Source organism: Bradyrhizobium sp. HKCCYLRH2047, assembly GCF_051168175.1.
Taxonomy (GTDB): Bacteria; Pseudomonadota; Alphaproteobacteria; order Rhizobiales; family Xanthobacteraceae; genus Bradyrhizobium.
The window spans coordinates 730,563-755,145 of the sequence record NZ_JBNPUM010000001.1; the positions used below are offsets into that span (position 1 = coordinate 730,563).

General features: G+C 61.0%; 9 protein-coding genes and 1 pseudogene. 5 read left to right on the forward strand and 5 right to left on the reverse strand.

Annotated features, from left to right (window positions below; translation table 11 throughout):
* Nucleotides 1-133 precede the first annotated feature (133 nt).
* From tnpC to tnpA (ACQR1D_RS03285), 4 genes and pseudogenes are all read right to left on the reverse strand, one after another.
* Nucleotides 134-1,631: pseudogene (gene tnpC / locus ACQR1D_RS03270) on the reverse strand (IS66 family transposase).
* A 69-nt stretch (nt 1,632-1,700) separates the two neighbouring features.
* Nucleotides 1,701-2,054, reverse strand: a complete 354-nt coding sequence (gene tnpB, locus ACQR1D_RS03275; RefSeq protein WP_316215254.1) for an IS66 family insertion sequence element accessory protein TnpB — start codon at nt 2,052-2,054, stop codon at nt 1,701-1,703.
* A complete protein-coding gene (gene tnpA / locus ACQR1D_RS03280; protein WP_434838188.1) occupies nt 2,051-2,398 on the reverse strand; it encodes an IS66-like element accessory protein TnpA in 348 nt (115 codons plus the stop codon). The genes tnpB and tnpA (ACQR1D_RS03280) overlap by 4 nt, the downstream gene beginning before the upstream one ends.
* A 35-nt stretch (nt 2,399-2,433) precedes the next feature.
* The gene (gene tnpA / locus ACQR1D_RS03285) at nt 2,434-2,943 is read right to left on the reverse strand and encodes an IS66 family insertion sequence element accessory protein TnpA (RefSeq protein ID WP_316215252.1); all 510 of its coding nucleotides are present in this window, start codon (nt 2,941-2,943) and stop codon (nt 2,434-2,436) included.
* Between the two features lie 1,242 nt (nt 2,944-4,185).
* Between tnpA (ACQR1D_RS03285) and ACQR1D_RS03290 the strand changes: the two genes are divergently transcribed.
* Together ACQR1D_RS03290 and ACQR1D_RS03295 are read left to right on the forward strand one after the other, a co-directional pair.
* Nucleotides 4,186-6,312 (forward strand): type I secretion system permease/ATPase, encoded by a 2,127-nt coding sequence (locus ACQR1D_RS03290; RefSeq protein WP_316215251.1) that lies wholly within the window; start codon nt 4,186-4,188, stop codon nt 6,310-6,312.
* Nucleotides 6,299-7,753 (forward strand): HlyD family type I secretion periplasmic adaptor subunit, encoded by a 1,455-nt coding sequence (locus ACQR1D_RS03295; protein WP_434838187.1) that lies wholly within the window; start codon nt 6,299-6,301, stop codon nt 7,751-7,753. Before ACQR1D_RS03290 ends, ACQR1D_RS03295 begins: the two co-directional genes overlap by 14 nt.
* 38 nt (nt 7,754-7,791) lie before the next feature.
* Here the strand turns inward: ACQR1D_RS03295 and ACQR1D_RS03300 are convergent, their stop codons facing one another.
* A complete protein-coding gene (locus ACQR1D_RS03300; RefSeq protein ID WP_434838186.1) occupies nt 7,792-8,736 on the reverse strand; it encodes a sulfotransferase domain-containing protein in 945 nt (314 codons plus the stop codon).
* A gap of 593 nt (nt 8,737-9,329) precedes the next feature.
* Here ACQR1D_RS03300 and ACQR1D_RS03305 point away from each other — a divergent pair.
* The 3 genes from ACQR1D_RS03305 to ACQR1D_RS03315 all read left to right on the forward strand — a co-directional run bounded on the left by ACQR1D_RS03305 (nt 9,330) and on the right by ACQR1D_RS03315 (nt 23,918).
* The gene (locus ACQR1D_RS03305) at nt 9,330-9,578 is read left to right on the forward strand and encodes a response regulator transcription factor (protein WP_434838185.1); all 249 of its coding nucleotides are present in this window, start codon (nt 9,330-9,332) and stop codon (nt 9,576-9,578) included.
* A gap of 1,099 nt (nt 9,579-10,677) precedes the next feature.
* Nucleotides 10,678-11,058: a hypothetical protein gene (locus tag ACQR1D_RS03310; RefSeq protein WP_434838184.1), complete on the forward strand. Its 381-nt coding sequence runs from the start codon at nt 10,678-10,680 to the stop codon at nt 11,056-11,058.
* 707 nt (nt 11,059-11,765) lie between these two features.
* A complete protein-coding gene (locus ACQR1D_RS03315; RefSeq protein WP_434838183.1) occupies nt 11,766-23,918 on the forward strand; it encodes an FG-GAP-like repeat-containing protein in 12,153 nt (4,050 codons plus the stop codon).
* Nucleotides 23,919-24,583 lie beyond the last annotated feature (665 nt).

The window sequence follows — 24,583 nt, forward strand, 5'->3', positions numbered from 1 at the left end:
AGCTTCGATGCGAGTTGGAAATGAGCGACGAGATTCGCGGGCTCGTAGGCGAGGGGGCGAGAGTGACGGCGACGCCCGATGTAAGCGTCCGGCCGCTGCACATGCATCAGGTCTTGACATGAATAGCCAGCTGCTAGCTCCACGGCAGCAATTCGTCCAGGCGGTTGACGGGGTGTCCGTCGATTATCCGCTGCAGAATGTCTCGCAGATAGGCGTAGGGCTCGACGTCGTTCAGCTTGCATGTCGTGATGAGCGAGCTCACGACCGCCCAGCGATGTCCGCCACCATCGCCGCCGGCGAACAGGTGGTTCTTGCGGCCGAGCGTGACGGGACGGATGGCGCGCTCGACCGGATTGGTGTCGAGCTCGACGCGGCCGTCGTTCAGGAAGCGCGTCAGGCCATGCCAGCGCGAGAGCGCATAGCGGATCGCCTCGGCAAGCGTGCTGCGGCCGGAGACCAGGCGGAGCTGGGTATCGAGCCAGACGTTCAGAGCATCGACGATTGACTTGGCGAACGTCCTGCGTTCGGCCAGGCGATAAGCAGGCGATTGGCCGCGGATACGCGCCTCGATCGCATAGAGTTCGCCGATCCGGCGCAGGGCTTCTGTGGCCACGGGAGACGCCGTGGCTTCGGCCACATCGTAGAACTTGCATCGCGAATGGCTCCAACACGCTGCGAGCGTGGTGCCCTCCTTGTCGGCCAATTGCTCGAAGCCGGCATATCCGTCGACATGCAGGATGCCCTTGAAGGCGGCAAGATGTGCGACTGGTCGCTCGGCCTTGCGGTCGGGTGCGAACAGGTAGATGGCGGCAGGAGGTTCGGGTCCGCCCCACGGCCGTTGCTCGCGGGCGTACACCCAAAGCCGTCCCGTCTTGGTTCGTCCGCGGCCAGGATCAAGCACCGGGATCGGCGTGTCATCGGCAAAGAGATGGTTGGAGGCGAACACGTTCTTGCACAGCCGTTCGTGCAAGGCCTCGAGCCATCAGCATGCGCCGCCAACCCAGCCGGCGAGCGTCGAGCGGCAGAGATCGGCGCCATGACGGTCGAAGATCTGCGATTGCCGATAGAGCGGAAGATGATCGCAGTGTTTGCTGATCAACACGTGCGCGAGCAGCGTCGGCGTCGCCAGACCGCCAGCGATCACCGCCCGGGCGCACCGGCTTGCACGACCTTGTTGCAGGCTCGGCAGGCGTATTTGGGTCTGGTTGTGCGCACGACGAGAAGCTGAGCTGGTACCCAATCCAGCATCTCGCTGACGCTCTCGCCGATCAGATGGAGAGCGCCGGCACAGCAGCCACAGATCCGGTCTTGCAAGTCGAGCAGAACGTCCTCGCGTGGCAGATGATCGGGCAGCGGACGGCGTCGCGGCGGAGACTTGGCTTCCGGTGTACCTTCGGTTGCGCTTCCTCAACGCGGCCGATGTCGCTGTCGAGATCCTCCAGACCGAGCGCAAGCTGATCGGGATCGATGCGCTCGGAGCTGCGGCCCAACTGCATCCGCTGCAGCTGTCTGATGATGGACTTGAGACGCTCGATCTCGGTGTCGCGATGGTCGATTGCAGCAGCAATGTCGCGTACAAGGCGCTGCAGAAGCGCAGGATCGGGAGGGAGATTGGTGAGATCGAGCTGCATGTCCGATGGTACTCGAACCGGCTTCCTCGTAGAAGAATCGCAACTCAGTTCAGCACCGGTTTCTGCAGATCATCCTGCAATCGCCGGCTTCCATACGGGTTCCGGCGCGCGCCAGTCGATGCCTTCAATCAGCATCGCGAGCTGCGCCGGTGTCAGTGTGATCGATCCATCATAGCCCGCCGTCACTGGCCACACGAAGCAGCCCTGGTCGACGCGTTTCGTGAACAGACAAAGCCCGTTTCCGTCCCAGAACAGGACCTTCAGGATCGATGCCTTCTTGCCGCGGAAGGCAAACAGGTGACCGGAGAACGGATCCCTCTTCAGCGTGTCTTGCACCAGCATTGCAAGGCCGTCCATGCCCTTGCGCATGTCGTTGTAGCCAAGCGCCAGGTGCACCTTCACGCCTGCAGGGACGAACATCATCGCGCTTCATCTCCGCTTTCGATCTGCGGCCGCACCGCATCCGGATCGCTACCGGCGGGAGCGAAGACACGCCGTCCGTCAGCGAGGTCGACAGCCATCATGCCCTCTGGTGGACGCACGAGATCGCGCAAGGCGCGCGCGGCGGGCATGTCGTCGGGCAGCACAACACGGGCGAGCTTGGAGCGCTTCTTTTGCGCGATGCCGAACTGCGCGCGCCAGCGGAACAGCAACCCGGTGACGATCCCATGCTTGCGGGCGACAGCAGAGACTTTGGCGCCTGGTAGCTTGGTTTCCCTGGCGATCGCGAGCTTCTCCTCGTCGCTGAAGAAGCGGCGGGCCGGCATTTTGGGCGCCGCCGGATCGCCGACTTCGGCAGCTGTCAAGCGGCGTTCGGGCTGTGAGTTCCTAGCACTAGTGCTAACGGCCGGACGGGCGGAGGGATGAAGATGGGCGCGCCAGTCGATTGTGACCTCGCCGGCCGCCAATCGGTCGCGCCATTTGCGCAGCGAATGCGGCGACAGCTGCATCGCCGCGGCATAGGGAGCTCTATCCCGCTCCAGTTCAGCGCCTCGACATGCATCGACCAGAACGCCTGAGAAGCTCGATTGCGCACGTCCGCGGTGACTATGAACCTGCGCTGCTTCTGCTTTCGGAGCATCTTTTCTCGCTCGTCCCGGGCGCGCTCGCGGCGCAATTCCGTCTGATATTTCTTGAGCTTAAGCGCGGTCTCCTCGCCGGCAAGCCGCTTCAGCCAACGCCGCAACGTGTTCTCGGTCAGACGTTGTTGTTGGCAGTATTTGCGGATTCCGAGGCCGCTTCGACGCCATGCCTCGATGTGCAGCGACCACCATTCGCGTCGGGCTTTGTTCTCGAAATGTTTGGGTCCCACCGGAGAATCTCCACAGCAGCAGAGAGCCCGAAATGGAACGACAACACACGAGGGGGAAGGTGTGCAGGAACCGGACGGTTACATCCGGCCGATTAAAGCGGCAAGATAAAAGCGGCTCGCCGGTTGAACTCCAAGTCATTGACATGACTTGAGTTCAACCGTGCCGGTCGGCCGAGTCGCGTGCCGCGCTCAGTGCTTTCCTTACTGAAATCAATGTTGTTTTCGGCACCATTGCGAAATTCGCTGCTGTGAGGCGCCGCGCACGAGGCTCGTGCGAGCTGGAGTTTCGTATTTGCCCGGGCGCATTGGTCAGGGCGTAGCACGAGTGGCCTTGTCACCGCGTGTGCTGCGTGCCGCGAATGCGGCCGGCCCGGCGCTCCCTTGTCAGCCATCATGGGCTAGGCGCGGACACGTCCGATCTTCCCGAGGGGCCGGTCAGCAGTACGTGAGCTGCCGTTCGTCCAAGTGCGTGCCGTGACTGCGCAGGAGCATCGCAAGGCGCTACGTGCTTTCTTCGGCGCCCTTCTTCGTGCTCGCCGGCGTCACCTGCAATGGTGAGCCAATACGACCTTCGGAGTGGTGGTGACTACAGTGCGCTGCGTGGGAGGCTGGGGCAAAGTGAGCGGCATCATTTCCGGTCCAAGTCTCACCCGAGGTTTCGGCCGACACGATCGACTTCCCGGCATTTGTCCACAGTCTGATGCGCCAGAAGAGGGCGGCTCTCTCGACTTGCGTGCGACGTTATCGACGCGCTGGAATGCGGACGACCCGCAGATGCTTGTGGTGGCCCGCAGGTCGACGAAAGGGGAAGCGCCGCCTCCGCCTCCGCCTGTGCTCTCGCTCCGAGGAGTTCGTTGTGCAGGACGTCAAACCCGTATTCCGCGATGTCCACCTCACGAGCGTCCGCCGGCACCAGGGATGCCTTCCACAGCGAGGCGTGCTGCGCGGAATGCAGCTGACCCAAGAACCAGGCGCGATTGTAGACTTGGGTCATTCCCACGATGGTCGCCGAATCAGCCGACTGTGGCGTCGTTGCTGAGCTGACGGTCGGCACAATGAAGCTTTCTGTGAAAGAACTGCGACACTCCTTTCGGGATAGGCGCAAAACACGAGCACTACCCCTGGTAGTTAATTTGTTGCGCTTCAGATACAGTTCCGATTTCTGAATGCCAACGTGCGACAAAGCTTGTCGATTCTTGTCTGCTGCGCGCTATTGTCGCACCACTTGGGGTGGTGCTGGCAATGGACGCGGGGCAGAGGGATACGGGGCTTGACTGCCTGACATTGCTGCTGCGTTTTCATCAGATCGCTATCGATCCGGCGCAGATTGCACATCAGTTGGCGGGAGAGCCGGTCGGCGTGACCGAGATGCTTCGCTGCGCCAAGCAGCTGAAGCTGAAGGCGCGTGCGGTCAGGCGGACCTGGGACAGTCTCGTCAAGCTGCCGCTACCGGCCATCGCCGCGCGGTCGGATGGCTCATTCGTCATCCTCGGGCAGGTCACGGCCGAGGCGGCGCTGATCCAGGATCCTCTCGTGAACCGGCCGCAGAGCATCAAGCGCGCCGAGTTCGAGGCCAACTGGACGGGGACGGTGGTGCTGATGGCGCGCCGTGCCTCGCTGTCCGATCTGGCGCGGCGCTTCGACATCACCTGGTTTCTTCAGGCGATGCAGAAATATCGCCGGCTGCTCGGCGAGGTGCTGCTGGCGTCGTTCTTTCTGCAGCTGTTCGGCCTGGTCACCCCGCTGTTCTTCCAGGTCGTCACCGACAAGGTGTTGACGCATCGCGGCTACACCACGCTCGACGTGCTAGTGTTCGGCCTTGTGACCGTCACGATCTTCGAGACCGTGCTCGGCGGACTTCGCACTTACGTCTTCTCTCACACCACCAACCGCATCGACGTCGAACTCGGCGCGCGGCTGTTTCGGCATCTGGTGGCGCTGCCGATCGCCTATTTCGAGGCGCGACGCGCCGGCGATTCGGTGGCGCGGGTACGCGAGCTCGAGAACATCAGGAACTTCATCACCAGCTCGGCGCTGACCCTGGTGATCGATCTCGCCTTCACCTTCGTGTTCCTCGGCGTGATGTTCTACTACTCGCCGTTCCTCTCCTGGATCGTTGTCGGCTCGTTCCCGTTCTACATCGCGCTGTCGGCTGGCGTGACGCCGATCTTCAAGAAGCGGCTCGACCTCAAGTTCGATCGCGGCGCCGAGAACCAGGCCTTCCTGGTCGAGACCGTCACCGCGATCCAGACCCTGAAGGCGATGGCGATCGAGCCGCAGATGCAGCGGCGCTGGGAGGAGCAGCTCGCAGGTTACGTCGGCGCCAGCTTCGACGTGCTGTCGCTCGGCAATTGGGCGAGCCAGTCTGTGCAGTTCATCAGCAAGATCGTCACCGCGCTGACGCTGTATTTCGGCGCCCATCTGGTGATCGCAGGAGACTTGAGCGTCGGCGAGCTCATCGCCTTCAACATGCTGGCCGGACGGGTGGCGCAGCCGGTGCTGCGGCTGGCGCAGCTGTGGCAGGACTTTCACCAGGCGCGGCTGTCGGTCGCCCGCCTCGGCGACATCCTCAACACCACGCCGGAGCCCGCCTTCAATCCCAGCCGCGCCGCGCTGCCGCCGGTGCGCGGCGAGGTGGTGTTCGATCACGTCTCTTTCCGCTACCGCGTCGATGGCCCGCTGGCGCTGCACGATGTCAGCCTGAAGGTGCCGGTAGGCCAAGTGGTCGGCATCGTCGGCCCCTCCGGCTCCGGCAAGTCGACGCTGACCAAGCTGATCCAGCGGCTCTACGTGCCGGAGGCCGGCCGCATCCTGATCGACGGCGTCGATCTCACCGTCGCCGACGTCACCTGGCTGCGGCGGCAGATCGGCGCGGTGCTGCAGGAGAACGTGCTGTTCAACCGCTCGATCCGCGACAACATCGCGCTCGCCGATCCCGGCATGGCGGTGGAGCGGGTGATTCAGGCGGCCGAGCTCGCCGGCGCGCATGAGTTCATCCTCGGCCTGCCCGACGGCTACGACACCGTGGTCGGCGAGCGCGGCGCGAGCCTGTCCGGCGGCCAGCGCCAACGCATCGCGATCGCGCGTGCGCTGGTCACAAATCCGCGCATCCTCATCTTCGACGAGGCGACCTCGGCGCTCGATTATGAAAGTGAGAACATCATCCAGCGCAACATGCGCAAGATCTGCGCCGGCCGCACCGTCTTCATCATCGCACACCGGCTGTCGGCGGTGCGCAACGCCGACCGCATCATCACCATCGAGGGCGGCCGCCTGGTCGAGGACGGCACCCATGACGAGCTGATCAAGCGCGCCGGCCGCTACGCGACCCTGCACCAGATCCAGGCGGGGCTCCATGTCGTCGGCTGAGGCGCACAAGCAGGACAACGCGCCGATCTCGCTGGATGCGCACCGCAAGCGCCGCAATGATGCTCGCGAATTTCTCCCCGCCGCGTTGGAGATCGTCGAGACGCCGGCCTCGCCGGCGGGCCGCGCGATCGCCGGCAGCATCATGCTGTTCTTTGCCATCGCGATCGCCTGGTCGATCATGGGCCGTGTCGACATCATCGCCTCGGCGCAGGGCAAGATCGTGCCGACCGGCCGCACCAAGACGATCCAGCCGCTCGAAGCCGGCGTCGTCGCGGCGATCCACGTCCAGGACGGCGACAAGGTCCGTGCCGGCGACGTGCTGGTCGAGCTCGACCGCACCGTCACCGAGGCCGAACGTCGCCGCGTCGCACAGGGCCTGATGCAGGCGAGGCTCGATGTCACCCGACTCAGCGTGCTGCGCGATAGCTTTGCTGATCTCGCCGCGCTGCGGCCGCTCAACGTGCCCGAAGGCGCGGCGCCCACTGACGTCGCGCGCACCCGCGCCGCACTGCAGGCGCAGGCCGCCGAGCAACTGTCGAAGCTTGCCTCGAACCAGCAGCAGATCGCGCAGAAGCGCGCCGAGGCGCAGTCGGTCGAGGCCGCCATCGCCAAGATCGACGCCACCCTGCCTTTCCTGCAGGAGACCGCCGAGATCCGCCGCAACGCCAAGGAGATCCAGTACGGCAACCAGATCGCCTATATCGACGCGCAGTCGCGCCTGATCGACCAGCAAAACGAGCGCATCGTGCAGACGCGCCGTCTGGTCGAGATCGAGGCCGCGCGGCTGGCGCTGGAGCAACAGCTGGCGCAGACCCGCTCCGGGTTCGAGCGCCAAGTGCTGTCGGATCTTGCCGACGCCGAGAAGAAGGCCGAGGAGCTGACGCAGGACTTGGTTAAGGCAGAACGCAAGACGACCGAGCAGGTGCTGCGCGCCCCGATCGACGGCACGGTGCAGCAGCTCGCGCTGCACACCGTCGGCGGCGTCGTCACACCGGCGCAACAACTGATGCTCATCGTGCCCGCCGAAAGCCAGCTCGAGGCCGAAGCCATGATCTCCAACCGCGACATCGGCTTCGTCAATGTCGGCCAGGCGGCCGAAATCAAGATCGACACCTTCAACTTCACCCGCTACGGCCTTGTCCATGGCAAGGTGCTGAGCGTCTCGCAGGACTCCATCGTCCGCGAGAAACCGGCCGACAAGCAGAATGGCGGCAAGACCGCCGGCGCGCTCACCGAGACCAGTGAGCCGGCTGGACAGGAGTTCATCTACTCGGCGCGGGTGTCGCTCGACGAGAAGCAGATGCAGGTCGAGGACAAGATGGTCGCGCTGGCGCCGGGCATGGCGGTGACGGTGGAGATCAAAACAGGGACGCGACGGATCATCGAATATGTGATGTCGCCACTGCTGCGCTACCGGCAAGAAAGCCTGCGGGAGCGATGACAATGCCACTCGCCCGCGCATGTAAATCGGATCGATTGTCACGACGTGCCGGACGTCGGTCGCCGGATCGCGATGTTGCCCCCACAGTCGCCTTGCAGGTATCCGAAGCGCTGCATCATAGGCGCATGCGCCCGAACTACCTCTTGAATTTGGGCAGGCGACAGGACCTTGGCCCATTGCCCGCTGGTGCCTTCGCGAAAAAAGCGCTCGGCCGCCGGAGGCTTCTCCCGGAAGCCCGACTCGTTCTCCTGGCGCTGCAGCTCGGCAAACGAGGATTTCTGGATCGCCGCATTCAGCTGCGCCTCCGTCGGCTTCAAACGCAGAAACCTCGCAAGCGCGCCGAAGGTCCGGACCGGTTGGGCCAACATGTCTTCGTAGCGCATGATGTGCACCGGCCGGCTGTAGATGCCGATCCAGCTCGCGACATGCTGGCTCCACGAACCCATCGTCTCGTAGATGTGCTGAACCCGATTCGGGCTCGTGAAATTCGGCGTGGCCATCTTGGCGATCGTCTCATCGATCGACTCGTTGGAGTGGTGAGCGAAGGAGATGGCGATGTCGAGAGGGTTGCGCACGACATAGACGGCTGCCAGCGTTGCATCGAGATTGATGGTCGGAATGCCACAATCTTCGCCGACGCAGAGATGCGTCTTGGCAAAGAATGGACCGGCGCAGTTCTGCGCCATCCAGGCCTGCGCTTGAGGGCGTGCTTCGGCAAGCTCGCGATGGCTCGCTTCGGTGAACGGCTTGCCGAGCACTGCTTCGAATTGCTTGGCGCCGAACTCCCACCAGGTCTGTTGGTGCAGCATATTGATATGATGGGGTGGCTGTTGAGGACTAGCGATCTCGCCGAGCAGATTATGCAGGAGTGCTCGTGTCCAGGTATTGCCCGACTTTGGGAACGAGGCGATCCAAACGATGTTTTGCGCGAAAGCCCCTTTCCTGTCCGAGCTATGGCTATGGCTTGTCGTTGTTGGCGTCATATATTTCAATTCCGTTCAGGCGCCTCTAGGCAAAAAAAATCCATTGTCCGCTGGCTATTGTACCTAGGCTTGCGCAACTTTCCCAGAAAGAAGCGCGAACTAGCTAGTAAGTTCGCTTCAGTCGAGCGGATCGGAAGTAGCCGGCCGTTGCGAGCTTTAATGACGCGGCCACGGCGTCTCGGCCGATATCAAAATCGACGCCAACATCAACCTCTATGGGGTGGCCCACCGCAAGTCGATCGTTGTCTTGGAGAAGTCAATCTCGCGCGAGGAGCCAGGCGGCTCAATAGCTTATGTGCGTGCCGAGGCCAACAAGCCGGCAGCCCTGGACCGCGCTTATTCGTTGGGGGTTCGGCGGGGCGAGAATTGGATGTACGTCGAGGAAAAGACGGTCGCTCTCGCACCGGCATGGCCGTATTGGTGACGATCGAGGCGGTCATCAACTGTGCGGTGTCTTCGCGGTTGTATTACAATCAGAGGAAATCTGTACCGTTAAGAACGATCGAAATCATCGGAGCGGCTTGGAAGGTCGTTGGGTACGATGGTCTTAGTCGGCGGCCGATCCATTAAAGTTCAACTTCGGGAGACTATGCATGTTCGGCGAACTGTCTGATCGAGAGAAAGCGTGCCTAAGCTGGGCCGCTTCGGGAAAGTCGTCGTGGGAAGTTGGCCGGATCCTTTCTATCAGCGAGAGCACTGTCGTGTTCCACATTAAGAACGCGATGCGAAAGCTTGGCGCAGCAAATCGCACGCTCGCCGCCGTGAAAGCCATCGAACTCGGCCTTATTCAGCCAGCCATCGAGAGGCAGCGGTCAGTCCCGGTCGGTGTTGAAAGCAGATAAGAGTACCTCGCTGACGTGACGCTCGGATCTGGTAGGCGGCGAACCCGACGGTTGGAATCATCTATCGTGTTGGGCGCCGTGGATTCTTGCATTGTGCCTATGGTTCCACGAAGTGATTGGTCGCCGGATCTTGATCGGAGTGGTTGCCCCCAATGCTGGGCACCGAATATGGCTGAGGGTTCACATGCAAAGGCGTGGTTCGAACGCCGTGCGCATCCGGAAAGACGACGCCTGACGTCAACCTGGACGCGGTAGATGTCCCGTCAAAGGTCTTTTGATTGGATTCGGGGGGGCTCGCCAAGTCCGGGGCGTTGGGCCGCGGGAGACTTGAAGCACTGCGGTCATCGCTAGGCACGGGCGGCGTTAGTACCTTCGGTGGCTTGAGCGATAACGCGAGCGGGGCGTCCGGTGATCTCGGCGATTCGATGCGGTAGGTGCGCACCTTGTTGGGTGAGATCGGATCGGCAATCGAGGGTTTGTCGAATTCGAGAATCAGCGCAGGTCCCACGCACAAGCAAATCAGCGATACCAGATATCGACAAAACATCTTCATGTGGTCGTCCAATAGGAGTCGCGCTTGGGTCAATGGCGTCGAACGCCGTGTCGGCGTTCATCTTCATGTGCAACGGCGAGTCGCGGGCCAAAGAACTCGTGAGGGTACCCATCCAGCTAGAGCCAAGGGCTCACGCGAAGACTCGCGCTCGCGTTTGATGTATCAAGTAGATCACCGAATTTACAGATTGCAACTCTCAGGCCTGATAGGTGACTAAATAGTGAAGCAGCAGGTATCGTCAACGACTGAAACAATGTGTTGGAATTCACTAATATGAGAATATCGCATGCGGCCCCTGGTTGTATAGCCTCCTACTTTCGGCCTCGGCATGCGTCGCATGCGATTAATGCCATTCTCTCGCAATACGACCTGTTTCGGCGGGCGTGTATAAGCTTAGCTCGGCGGTGATTTGCGGTAGTGCGAATACAGTAAAGCGATTGGGAGTCAGAGCAATTCAGGTATCCGATGATGCTCGAAACTCAATCCGGTGAATGAATCTAGATCTGGTTGCATGCATTTGATCGTCTCGGATGGGCTTCAGTTCCAATGATACCGATCATTGCTATTATCGCGGCCGTCGCGGCGCTCTGGTCCGTTTACAAATACCAGGCGACCTACCTCGCAGTGATCGATCTGTTGCCCGCGCAATTCCAGGACGGATTGAGTTCGCGGTCTGCGTTCCCTGAATATGTACTTCGGCCATCGACGCCGTCGAGGCTGCAGGCAGGGTATGTACAGTCGCAGGCAGGCTTTTGTGTCGCTGCACTTTGCTTTTCCTTGCTTGGCTTCTTATTCCAAAAGCCTGTCATCGGCTTCATTGTGCTCGCAATGTTTTCTGGCTTTGCGGCGATGACATTCCAATCATGGAAAACTTACCACACCAACCGGCGACGGATGTCGACTGCTGACGGGGAGGGCGGGGCATGACTTCGGGATTCTATACTGGGGGGACTTTCGGGTTTCCAACACCCATTGGTGGCGTCGGAGGTGGAGTATACGTAGATTCGAATGGAAACTACTATCCGCAGCTCTATTACGGTACTCCCGGCGCGGGGACTTCTACGGGCTACTCGCCTGATCTTGAAAACTTTCTGACGGGGACTGCATTCTCGGCTTCAATGGGAGAGGCCGCAGCGCGATATAACTTCAACGTTGGAACTAGCCCTGGAACGTTTGACCAGCCCGGCGGTCCCTTGGGAGTCGGCGTCGGTACTCCCGGAGTTGGCGTGACTTATGGTTTTGGGCCGTATTCGACTCAGGGAGCCGTGAGCGCCTTCAACGGATTCTTAAATGACGTTGCTCAATTCGCGCGGGATCCATCAGGATATTCTCGGGATACTGGGGGATTGCCTCTTGAGCTAGGAGGTGGAGGACAAGTCTCGTCTGTCACCGGTCAAGAACCCGGTGGAGCGACGCAGAACGGTAACCCGTATCTGTCGTCCGGTTCCTTTGCAGACAACGGCGGATTTGCGGTCACCCCCTCGACGGGGGATAATTTGCTCAGTCCCACGCCAACGGCGTTCGATACTTCGGGTCTCGGCGGTTTTGGCCGCAATGGTTCATTCGACTACTTGTCGCCCGGTTCGGTTTCGGACAACGCGGGATTTGCTGGTGCGCCTAGGGCTGGAGACAATATGCTCAGTCCGACGTCAGGTGCGTACGATGCGACGGGTCTGAGCGGATTCAATCGCAATGGATCGTTCGATTACTTGTCCCCCGGGTCGGTTTCGAACAGCGCGGGTTTCGTTGCCGCGCCAACGGCGGGGAGCAATCTGCTCAGTCCGACGTCGGCGGCGAACGATACAACAGGCCTCGGCGGTTTCGGTGCCGCCCGCGATCCATTTAGTAAGGCCGCAAACGATGCAAACTTCCGAAATGCAAATAATGGGGCCATTGATACCGATTTTGCCGATATTCCAAAACTGCAAGGCAACGAGAAACTATCGGAATTCGCCGGCAGCCAGCTCGAACAGGAGCTGCAAGGAGCAATAAACGATATCCAAAGCGTCAACGACGTCATCGCCAAATATTATGACGGCATCTCCAATTCATCCCAGATTGATCCTTGGGAAACCTCGACTCGGTTGACTTTCGACAATGGCCTGGATGGCCGGGCTCCAGACATCATCGACTGGCAAGAGTCGTCTCCCATCTACGTCGGCGGCGCGGGTGGCTTCGACTGGCCGGGTGGCGGTGCATCGGGCTGGCCGGGCGGCGGTGGGTCGGGGTGGCCCGGCGGAGGTGGCTCCGGATGGCCGGGCTCGGGCGGCGGTTCGGGATGGCCGGGCAGTGGCGGCTCGGGATGGCCAGGGAGTGGCGGTTCGTGGGGATGGAGCGGCGGTTATCCCGTCGTTCTCGATCTGACCGGGCAGGGCATCCATGTCACCCCGCGAGGGGCGTCGAATCAATATTTCAACATGGCGGGCGACGGCTACCAGCATGCGACGGCGTGGGCCGGCGCGGGCAATGGCGTGCTGGTGCTCGACCTCAACGGCAATGGCGTGATCGACCAGGCCAACCAGGTCAACTTCACGCTGTGGGATCCGACAGCGACCTCCGACATGGAGGCGCTGCTCGACGTGTTCGACACCAACCACGATGGCAAGCTCAACGCCGGAGATGCCGATTGGACCAAGTTCAAGGTCCTGGTCACGAACGCCGACGGTACAACGCAGCTCGAGACCTTGCAGAAGCTCGGGATCGCCTCGATCGATCTCACTGCCGACAATCAAACGCGGCAGCTGTCTGACGGCTCGTCGATTAACGGCACGACTAGCTACACGCGGACGGACGGTACCACAGGCACGGCCGCCGATGTAACCTTTGCCTACGATGCGAACGGCTACCGAGTCGTCAAGACGGTGACCACAGGTGCCGATGGCTCGACGACGATTGACAACAAGGCCTACAGCGGTGCCGGCTCGTTGGCGCAGGAGACCATAAGCACGACCAGCGCCGATGGAACGTCGGTTGAGATCCGTCATGACAACAACGGTGACGGTGTCGTTGATGCGACCGAGACCGATGTCACGGCTCGGAATGCAGACGGTAGCGCGACGCTCACGGTTACCAATCTCCAGGGTGCCGGTGCTCGCGTTCTGAGCAGAACGGTCACGACCACGAGCGCTGACCTCAAGACGATCACGATCAATCGGGATACGACCGGGAGCGGGACGTTCGACCAGATCGAGAGTGATGTCTGGAATGCCGCCGGCGATCTCACCGTCACGGTCTCGAATCTCAACTCGGACGGAAGCATTCGTGCAAGAACTGTTTCGATGACGAGTGCCGATGGCCTGTCAAAGACGGTGCGGGTCGATTCGGCCGGGCGCGGAATCTTTGATCTGATCGAGACTGATATCACCGTCATCGGCTCCGACCGGAGCAGGACGGAGACGGTCACGGATAGCAACACCGATGGATCGCTGCGCCAGCAGACCGTCACGCTCACGAGCTCTGACCACCGAACCAAGACGAAACAGATCGATGCTGACGGCGACGGAACGATCGACCTTGTGAGGCTTGATGCCATCGTCGTGAACGCCGATGGGAGCACCGTTTCGACCCAGCGTGAATCGAATGGTAATGGCTCGCTGCGAGACCAGGTTCTGACGACGCAGAGCGCGGACGGTCTGTCCAAGGTCACTCAGACCGATGCCGATGGCAATGGGGTGTTCGAAAAGACGACGACGGATGTCACCGTCGTCAATAGCGACGGCAGCCGCACGGAGACTGTGACCAGCCGAAGCGCGGACAGCTCCCTGCGCGCCAAGACGGTGACGACCCGCAGTCAGGATAGCAAGACGTTTACCGCCCAGGCCGACACCAATGGTGACGGTGCTTGGGACGCGATTGAGACTGTTGCCCTGAACGCGAGCGGGGCGAGCGTCGATACGGCGTCATTGTACAATCATGACGGCTCTCTCCGGTCTCGGACGGTGACGACGACGAGCGCGGATGGCCGGTCGGTCACCACGCTGGCCGATGTGGATGGAGATGGAGCCACGGATCGCACCCGCACCGACGTAACGGTGCTCAATGGGGGAGGTGGCAGCACCGAGACGATTGCGGATCTCAGCGCCAATGGCACCTTGCTCGATCGTACCGTCATCACGATGAGCGCCGATGGCTTGTCCAAAACCACGCAGTCCGATCCGACGGGAGCGGGCTCTTTCCTTCGCACCGAGGCTGATGTCACGGTGGTGGGGGCGGACGGCAGCAGCTCGGAGACCGTCACGACAACGAATAGCAACGGCTCGTTGCGCGCCAAGACGGTGACGGCCACGAGCTCGGATCGGCGCACAATCTCCCAGCAGATCGATGCGGACGGTGACGGCCATGTCGACCAGACGGTCACCAAGGTTTTGAATGCCGACGGCAGCTCGACAGCGACCGTTGCCGACTACGCTGCGACGGGTGCGCTGCTCGATCGAACAGTGGTGACAACGAGTGCGAACGGCCTGTCGGTGACCACGCAGAAGGACTCGACCGGTACGGGCGCATTCAACCAGAGCCGCACCGACGTCACGGTCTTGAACAGCGACGGCAGCAGGACGGAGACGGTCAGCGACTTCAGTGCGAACGGCACACTCATTGACAAGACCGTCGTCACAAAGAGCGCGAACGGTCTGTCGACGACCACCCAGCAGGACAGCACGGGAAGCGGGACCTTCGACCGGCGGCGTACTGATGTCGTCACGTTGAACGCCGATGGCAGCACCACGGAGACGATCGCCGATTTCACGGCAAACGGAACGCTGCTGGACAAGGCGGTGGTGACCAAGAGCGCGAGCGGATTGTCCGTCACGACCAAGACGGATAGGGCGGGATCCGGAATCTTCGACCAAAGCCGCATGGATGTCACGGTGCTGAACGCCGACGGCAGCAGGACCGAGACCGTGAGCGACTTCAGCGCGAGCGGCGCGCTGCTCGACAAGCGGGTGGTGACCACGTCCGCCGACGGCAGTTCGGTCACGACATCGTTTGATGCCAACAACGACGGACGATGGGATTCGGTTGAGACAGTTGCCCTGAACGCGAGCGGGGCGAGCGTCGATACGGCGTCATTGTACAATCATGACGGCTCTCTGCGGTCTCGGACGGTGACGACGACGAGCGCGGTTGGCCGGTCGGTCACCACGCTGGCCGATGTGGACGGCGATGGACCCACGGATCGTACCCGCACCGACGTGACGGTGCTCAACGCCGGAGGGGGCAGCACCGAGACGATTGCCGACTTCAGCGCCAGCGGCACCTTGCTCGATCGCGCCGTCATCACGATCAGTGCCGACGGCTTGTCCAAGACTACGCAGTCCGATCCGACGGGGGCGGGCTCTTTCCTTCGCACCGAGGCTGATGTCACGGTGGTGGGAGCGGACGGCAGCAGCACGGAGACCGTGACGACAGCGAATGGCAACAGCTCGTTGCGTGCCAAAATGGTGACGACCACGAGCTCGGATCGGCGCACGATCTCCCAGCAGATCGATGCGGACGGTGACGGCCATGTCGACCAGACGGTCACGAAGGTTCTGAATGCCGACGGCAGCTCGACAGCGACCGTTGCCGACTACGCTGCGACGGGTGCGCTGCTCGATCGAACAGTGGTGACAACGAGTGCGAACGGCCTGTCGGTGACCACGCAGCAGGACTCGACCGGTACGGGCACATTCAACCAGAGCCGCACCGATGTCACGGTCTTGAACGACGACGGCAGCAGGACGGAGACGGTCAGCGATTTCAGTGCGAACGGCACACTCATTGACAGGACCGTCGTCACGAAGAGCGCGAACGGCCTGTCGACGACCACCCAGCAGGACAGCACGGGAAGCGGGGCCTTCGACCGGCGGCGTACTGATGTCGTCACGTTGAACGCCGATGGCAGCACCACGGAGACGATCACCGATTTCGCGGCAAACGGAACGCTGCTGGACAAGGCGGTGGTGACCAAGAGCGCGAGCGGATTGTCCGTCACGACCAAGACGGATGGGGCGGGATCCGGAATCTTCGACCAAACCCGCACGGATGTCACGGTGCTGAACGCCGACGGCGGCAGGACCGAGACCGTGAGCGACTTCAGCGCGAGCGGCGCGCTGCTCGACAAGAGGGTGGTGACCACGTCCGCAGACGGGAGTTCGGTCACGACATCGTTTGATACCGACGGTGATGGCAGGGCGGACCAGACCGAGGTCGATCTCCGCGCGGCGAACGGCGCCGTGGTCAAGACCTTGTCGGATTACGCGGCCAATGGCGTGCTAAAGGACCGCTTGACCGTGACGACCAGCGCCAGTGGCCTGTCTGTAACATCGCAGTACGACAGCAACGGCGATGGGATCGTCGACAAGACTAGGACCGATGTCACGGTGCTGAATGCCGACGGCAGCCGGACCGAGACCATCACCAATCTGAACGCCAGCGGCGGCCTGATTGACAGGGCGGTCATCACGACGAGTGCCAACGGCCTGTCCAAGACGACACAGGAGGACGTGACAGGGTCAGGAACCGTCAGCCTGATCGAGACCGATGTAACGGTGTTGGGTGCCGACGGCAGCAGCACGGAAACGGTGACCGATACGACCGGGACCGGCGTGCCTCGCCACAAGATTATCACGACGGTCAGTTCGGACGGACGAACAAAGTCGGTCAGCCGAGATGTCGACGGCGACGGAGTGACCGATCAATCCGTGACGACGGTCGTCAATGCCGATGGGAGCACCGTCTCGACGGTCGCCGACTTCAAATCCAACAATCTGTTGAAAGATCGCGCGGTTATCACGACCAGCGCAAACGGACTTTCGGTTACCACTCAGCGAGACTCGTCCGGGACCAATTCATTCGACCAAACCACGACTGATGTTACGGTCCTGAACGCAGACGGCAGCAAAACGGAAACCACGAGCAACTTCTCGGGCGCGACCTTGAAGGATCGCGTCATCACGTCATCGAGCGCCAACGGGCTGAGTAAACTTACGCAATGGGATCTCAACGGCGACGGAACCGTGGACGAATCGCAAAGCAGCACCACCGTTCTGAATGCAGATGGCAGCCGGGTCCAGACAACCTCCACTTTTGATGTTCATGGCGCGCTCGTGGAAAGCTTCGTCGAAACGACGAGCGCCAACGGCCTGTCAAAAACCACGCAGTGGAACTCCGCCGGGGCAACTGGGAGCCAGACGCTGTCTGATGTCACTGTCCTCAACACCGATGGCAGCACTACGGAAACGGTGACCGCATCGGGCGAATCCGTCGTCGTTACGACGACGAGCGCGAACGGGCAGCAGCAGACGATTTCCTACGATACCAATGCCGATGGTGTCGTCGATAAGACGCGGTCGATCATCGCCGTCAGCAACGCCGACGGCAGCAGCATTGAAACCGTCATGGAGAAGGACGGTCATGGCAATCTAATCGACCGCTCGATCAAGACCACGAGCGCAGATCACCGCACCGTCACGACGCTGCGAGACGTCGACGGCGACGGGGTCGTCGATCAGGCGGAGACTGACACGACGGCGGTCGACGGGAGCGTCAACAAGTCAATCACGGATCTCAGTTCGTCCGGTGCCGTCCTTGACCGCACTATCATTGATGTCAGCGCCGATGGTCTGACGACCACCACCCGCTGGCAGTTCACCGGCTCGGGCGTCGTGGACCGGACCCGGACCGATGTGATGGTCAAGAACGCGGACGGAAGCACGACCGAAACCGTGACGGATCGCAACAGCGACAATACCCTGTATCAACAAGGCGTCACGACGACGAGCGCGGATGGCAGATCGAAGACTCTGCAGGAGCAGACGCCCGGCCACTCTTATATGGATCGAACGGAGCAGACCACAATCAATGCAGACGGGAGTTCGGTCACGCTCGTCCAGAACCGAGATTCGGCCAACAATCTCGTGAGTCAGACCAGGACTTCGGTGAGCGCCGACGGCTTGACTAAGACCGTCGACGAAGACACGACCGGAACCAACAACTTCAACGGACACGCGACGACCGTTCGGAGAATCGACGGAAGCTCGGTGACAGATGCGACATCCGTAGATCCGACTACGCATGTCACGAAGCATGTCGTGACCTCGATCAGTGCGGACGGACTGACCAAGACCATCAAGACGGACAGCACGAATTCGGGTTGGTTCGACTCGGTGGCAACTGAGGTGACGCGTATCGACGGTAGTGTCGTTACGACGACCGCCGAATTCGATTCGACTGGCACGGTCAAATCGAAAGCCGTGGCTGAGACGAGCGCGAACGGGGCGGAAAAAGCCGCGCGCGTCAAGAACTACCAGGACGGGACAGAAACCTTAACGGTGTGGGACGAGAGCGGTACACAGAATTGGAGCTCCGTCTCGACTACCTACGCAGCCAATGGGAACCTAAAGGCCCAGGCCGTCAAATATCGGGATGGAAGGTCGACGGCAACCATCTATGATACGGTGGGAGATCAGGCGTGGTCGATGCGTTCGGCAACGTATGGTGCAGCCGGGGAAGTATTAAGCGCCTACACGCTGAATGACAATGGAACGGGTACGCGCGTCTTCTATGATCCGCAAAATGTTGCTGACTTCTCAACCGTAACCAACACATATAACGCTCAAGGAGCGCTAACGTACCAGCAGGGGACCTACGACAACGGATCGGGGTGGACTAATAATTATGGGAGCCCTGCCAGCGATGGCGGCACTCAGATAAATAGCGTAACGCCGGTTGGTGCGCCGATATATTCGATGTATGGTCAAATTACGGCGACTTCTGGTTCAACCTGGAAGGCCGGATCAGCTTGGGTCGGCTATTCGGACGACTACGGCCACTGGACGTATATTTGGCAGGGTACGCTCGATCCGGTAGGCTTTCTCCAAGAGTTGGGAAGCATATGGGACTATGCGCGGGGAATCATCTACAGCGCGTCATCCTGGGCTCTTCCTGCCAACCTAAACTGGCAGTCCAGTTCGCCGGCATTGAATGATGCTGCAGCCGAAATCTCGCAGTTGCTTGGGCAGGCGGTTCCAGTGTCTGCGGTCGGCGTTAAGTTGCCGGCGCAGACCGGAAGCATGGGTGCTGAGTGGCGTCTTCTCCAGGCGGCCGACTATTCCGGAGATGGCACCGCTGATCTCCTATGGGTGCAGAACGGAGTCGGAAATGCCGCCCTCTGGACGATGGGCAACGGGTCTCTCGTCAGTTCAGCTGCGACCCAAGGGCACATGGGTGCGGAGTGGACACCCCTTGCCGCAAATGCCGACTTCAATCACGACGGCAAGGCCGACATCGTTTGGACGAGCGCAGGTAGCGTCGCCATCTGGGAGATGGACGGGACGTCGTTGGCGACGTTCGCGACGCCGAGCGGAAAGATGGGTGCCGAATGGACGCTCAAGGGCCTTGGTGATTTCAATCGAGACGGAAACGCCGATCTCATGTGGGTCAATACGTCGAACCAGGTAGCGATGTGGTTCATGAATGGCGCTACGCTCGGAAATGCCGTCGTGTCGAGTGGCCAAATGGGGGCCGAGTGGAGTTTCGCCGGCGTCGGTAATTTTGAAGGGAGCGGGAAGAACGACATTCTCTGGGTTAGTAAATCGGGAGCCGTTTCGACTTGGTCGATGAACGGGGCCGCTGTCACATCGGTGAAATCAATCGGCCAGATGCTTCCGACCTGGCGTGTTGCTGGAATTGGCGACATCAACAAGGACGGCAGTGACGATATTGTGTGGGTCGATCCGTCTAATAACGTCAAGATCTGGGAGATGAAGGGGGGGCAGATTGTCCAAGAGCTCCAGGTCACCGGGGAGATGGGGGCGGAATGGACGCTTGCCAGCGTGGGGGATGTTACGGGCGATGGCCGCGCGGATCTTGTTTGGGTCACTAATGGTACAACCTCCGTTTGGGATCTGAGTGGCTCGGGGACAGGCGTCGCATCCGGCATCGGTACCGCTAATGTTGTTGCGAACGCACTTACCGTTATTCAGACGGATGGGGCCACCAGTCTGACGCAGGTGGGAACCCACTACTTCTTGTATGATCGCGGCAATGGACCGGAGCTTAAGTATCAGGGTGCCGCGGTCTCGGTCGGCCAATTTGGCGCGACCGCAAATCCGATCGGGGCGACCGCTGTCAGCGGCGGTTATGACGTCGTCTGGAAGGATCTCAGCACCGGGCAGTATAACGGGTGGCTGGTGGACGGCTCTGGAAACTATGTGTCCCAGCTCACGCCTGGCTGGGTCGCAGGGACCAGTCGTGAGCTGCAACAGCTAGAGCTGGTCCTTCGTCAGGATCTCAATGGCGACGGGCAGATCTCACAGCCGTCTCAGACCATCCGCGCGAATGGGTCCACGCTTCTGGCGCAAGTTGGAAATCTATTCTTCCTCGACGATGCGAACTTCAACGGACTTCTGCTGCGCTATCAAGGCAACGCGGTCACGTCCGATCAGTTCGGTGCCGTCGCGCCGACAAATGTCGCAAAGGTCGCTGGCGGCTACGACGTCCTTTGGAAGCATACGGACACCGGAGCCTATGAGGTCTGGTCCGTGGATGGTGGCGGCAACTATGTATCGACGTTGACCGGGAGCGCAGCCTTGGCTCCCACCAATCCTCTGATTCAGGAATACGAAAAGCTTTTCAACCAGGATATCGATGGCGACGGCCGTGTCGGGCCAGTCGCAACCACCGTCGAGGCGCTGGGATCAACGGCGCTGTTGAAGGTCGGTGACAACTTCATCCTCGAGTCGAACTCCGGAGCATCGCCAAATATTCTAAAATTCTCAGGCTCTCCGGCGAGCGCAAGCTACTTCGCTGGCCAGGGCTGGACTATCGTCGGCGCCGAGGCGATCGCAGGGGGGTACGAGGTCGCCTGGCGAAATGTGGGCGCCGGGCTGATCAACATCTGGAGCGTCGATAGCAGTGGCAACTACGTCGCTGGTCTGGCATCGGCGGCTCCCAGCAATGCCGCGGTCGAGCCGTACGAGTCTGTGTTTAATCAGGATCTCAATGGCGATGGTACGATCGGTCCGGTGGGGACGACAGTCGAGGCCCTCGGCTCGACCAAGTTGGTACAGGTTGGCGACAATTACGTCCTGACGTCGCTGTCGGGTGATGTGGCACGCGAGCTCATCTTCTCGGGTTCCGCGGCCAGTGCGAGCTACTTCACCAGTCAAGGCTGGGCGATCGTCGGTGCCGAGGCGATCACGGGCGGATATGAGGTGGCCTGGCGAAACGCTGGCGCCGGGTTCGTCAACATCTGGAAAGTCGACGGCGCCGGCAACTACGTCAGCGGTCTGGCATCAGCAGCTCCCAGCAATGCCGCCGTCGAGCAGTACGAGCCGGTTTTTCACCAGGACTTTAACGGAGATGGTGCGATCGGTGCGGTGGGGACGACGATCGAGTCCGTCGGGTCAACCAAGCTGGTGCAGGTCGGCGATAATTATGTCCTCACCTCCCCGTCCGGCGACGTGGCACGCGAGCTGGTTTACTCGGGCTCCGCAGTGAGTGCGAGCAATATGACCGGCCAGGGCTGGAGCGTTATCGGAGCCGAGGCGGTAACCGGCGGGTATCTCGTCGCGTGGCGAAACGCCGTCGCGGGGGTGATGACCATCTGGAGTGTTGACGGTAGCGGCAACTATGTCAGCAATCCCATTCCGGCGGTGGCTCCCAGTAATGTCGCCCTGGAGCAATATGAACCGGTCTTCCATCAGGATCTTAACGGAGATGGTACAGTTGGTCCGATAGGGACGACGATCGAGGCGATCGGGTCAACAAGGTTGGTGCAGGTTGGCGATAATTATGTCCTGACCTCCCCATCCGGCGACGTGGCACGCGAGCTGTTTTACTCAGGCTCCGCAGTGAGTGCGAGCAACATGACCGGTCAGGGGTGGAGCGTGACCGGAGCGGAAGCGGTGAACGGCGGGTATCTCGTCGCCTGGCGAAACGCCGGCGCGGGGGTGATGACGATCTGGGCCGTCGACGGTAGCGGCAACTATGTCAGCAATCCCATTCCGGCGGTGGCTCCCAGTAATGCCGCCCTGGAGCAATATGAACCGGTCTTCCATCAGGACCTCAACGGGGACGGTACAATTGGTCCGGTCGGCACAACAATAGAGGCTCTCGGCTCAACAAAGGTGGTACAGGTTGGCGACAATTACGTCATCCAGTCCAACGCTATCGACGCCGCTCGCGAATTGCAGTTCTCGGGAGCGCCAGCCAGCGCCAGCTACTTTGCTGGTCAAGGCTGGGCGCTGATCGGTGCCGAGGCGGTCGCCGGCGGGTACAAGGTTGCTTGGAAGAATGCCGGAGCAGGTCTCATCAATATCTGGGATGTCGACAGCAATGGCAGTTACGCCGGATCGCTGGTCTCGGCAGCTCCGAGCAGTATTGCGATCAAGTCGGCTGAAACAACCTTCCAGCAAGATCTCAACGGCGATGGTGCGATTGGCGCAACAGGGTCTGTGATCGAAGCACAAGGTGCAACGAGCCTCGTCCAGGTCGGCGACAACGTGCTGCTCAAATCCAACGCCACGAGCGCAACCCAGGTGCTTCAATTCTCGGGAACGGCCGCCAGCCTGAGCTACTTCGCAGGGCAGGGCTGGACATTGGTCGGAGCCGAGGCGGTCGCCGGCGGCTATGACGTGGTTTGGAAGAACGCGAACGCGGGGATCTATGACATCTGGAGCGTGGACTCGAACGGCAACTATGTCGGCGGCCTGTTGCCGATTGCTCAACCCAAGGATCCGCTGCTCGAAAGCTTCGAGGTGACCCTCCAGCAGGACATCAATGGCGACGGCATTGTCGGGCTCGACCCTGCCAAGTCGCTGTGGACTGGCGATGTCGTCTTGGCCCAGCTTGGGAACGGATACGGGCTCTACAACCTGACGGCTGCAGGGACGAACCCGAGCGGCATCACTCTTCGCTACCAAGGCGCGGCCGTTTCACTTGGCCAATTCGGAGCCAACGTCTCTGCGATAGGTGCCGTCGCCGTCGTAGGAGGCTATGAGGTTCTGTGGAAGGACAGCAGTGCCGGCACTTACGGAGCTTGGTATGTGGACAGCGGCGGCAACTATGTGTCGATGCTCAATGGCAATAGTTTGCTCTCTGGATCGAACCCGGAGATCGAGTCGTTCGAGCTGGTGTTCAGGCAAGATATCAACCAGGACGGAGTGCTGGGAACGGCGAACTCGGTGATTGAGGCCAGCACTTATCAGTATATTTCGCTGCCCCAGGTGATTCAGGCGGCCGTGATCGATCCTGGAGCATCCCTGGAGCTCTCTGGTGGCGACTCCAGCACCGTTGCGTTCAAAGCAGCGTCTGGCAGGTTGATCCTTGATCATTCGGACCAGTTCACCGGGCAAATTCTAGGCTTTAGCGGCGACGGAACGTTGGCGCATTCCAACGCTATCGATCTGCGCGACATGGCGTTCAGTTCGGCCGCCGAGACGTACAACGGAAACTCAGCCGGCGGAATCCTGACCGTCAGTGACGGAATCGGGCATGTGGCACAGCTATCGCTGATCGGCGACTATACGAGCTCCGCGTTCAACTTGATAAGCGACGGAGCCGGCGGGACGTTGGTCGTCGACCCTCCGATTGGTGCCGTGGCTGGCCCCTCTGCCTCGATCGGAGCGCAGATGACTGGAACAGTGTCTCAAGACTTTGGAGTTGAGGGAACGCTTGCTCGGCTGATCCAAGCTATGGCGACGATGTCAGGCCCATCCGCCGCGTTCGATAATCCATCGGGGGCTCAGATTGCCGATGCTGCCACGGTCCAGTCGAGCTTGGCGGCTGCTTGGCGCGGTCAGGTCTAGGCCCGGGAGGAGTTCAAGCCTGCGGAGGTCAATCGGCGTCATCGCAGTCAATCCAGCCACGAAAAATCGCAAGATCCCGGTCTTCCAACAATCGGGATCTTGCCTGGGTTCTTGGGCTCGCGCAGTGGTGGCCCGAGAGCGGGCTCGTCGGTCAGGCTTAGATCAGCAAGGGATCGGTAACCATCAGCCGGCGTAGCCGCGCAACTGCGTCGGCCTCCAATCCACGGTTCCAGAGGAACTCGTAGGACGCACCGTAGCTAACCTGATACGGACCGGCGAAGATCCTTATTCCTCAAAGGGGATTGACGGACACTCTCTCCGCCAGCTGCACGATTTTCTACGCCAAACTGCGCTATGGCGGGCCTTCGATAGGCGGCGTCCGCTCGTTGCATGGCGGAACTCGAACGTTCGGCTTGGGGCGAGCCAATTCCCGTCCTTTAACGGAAGGCTCAACTTCTCCTCGATCCAGACGGTCTTCCCCCAAGGTCGCCAACGGGATCGGATCATCCCGCACAACCTCATTGGAGTGGACCGAGCAGCCCCGGCCGTTTGGCACACGTCGGCGGGAGAAATCCAGGAGGTGAACTTCGCGATGCTCGCTCAAGCTCAGAGCGGTCTTGGCCGAACCGCGCGGCGTCGATGGGGCGAAAGCTGGCAGAGAGTCA

Excerpts from the sequence above, each read along its gene's own strand:
- tnpB (WP_316215254.1), bottom strand. The coding sequence starts at position 2,054 with ATGATGTTCGTCCCTGCAGGCGTGAAGGTGCACCTGGCGCTTGGCTAC.
- tnpA (WP_434838188.1), bottom strand. The coding sequence starts at position 2,398 with ATGCCGGCCCGCCGCTTCTTCAGCGACGAGGAGAAGCTCGCGATCGCC.
- ACQR1D_RS03290 (WP_316215251.1), top strand. The coding sequence starts at position 4,186 with ATGGACGCGGGGCAGAGGGATACGGGGCTTGACTGCCTGACATTGCTG.
- ACQR1D_RS03295 (WP_434838187.1), top strand. The coding sequence starts at position 6,299 with ATGTCGTCGGCTGAGGCGCACAAGCAGGACAACGCGCCGATCTCGCTG.
- ACQR1D_RS03300 (WP_434838186.1), bottom strand. The coding sequence starts at position 8,736 with ATGACGCCAACAACGACAAGCCATAGCCATAGCTCGGACAGGAAAGGG.
- ACQR1D_RS03305 (WP_434838185.1), top strand. The coding sequence starts at position 9,330 with ATGTTCGGCGAACTGTCTGATCGAGAGAAAGCGTGCCTAAGCTGGGCC.
- ACQR1D_RS03310 (WP_434838184.1), top strand. The coding sequence starts at position 10,678 with ATGATACCGATCATTGCTATTATCGCGGCCGTCGCGGCGCTCTGGTCC.
- ACQR1D_RS03315 (WP_434838183.1), top strand. The coding sequence starts at position 11,766 with ATGCTCAGTCCGACGTCAGGTGCGTACGATGCGACGGGTCTGAGCGGA.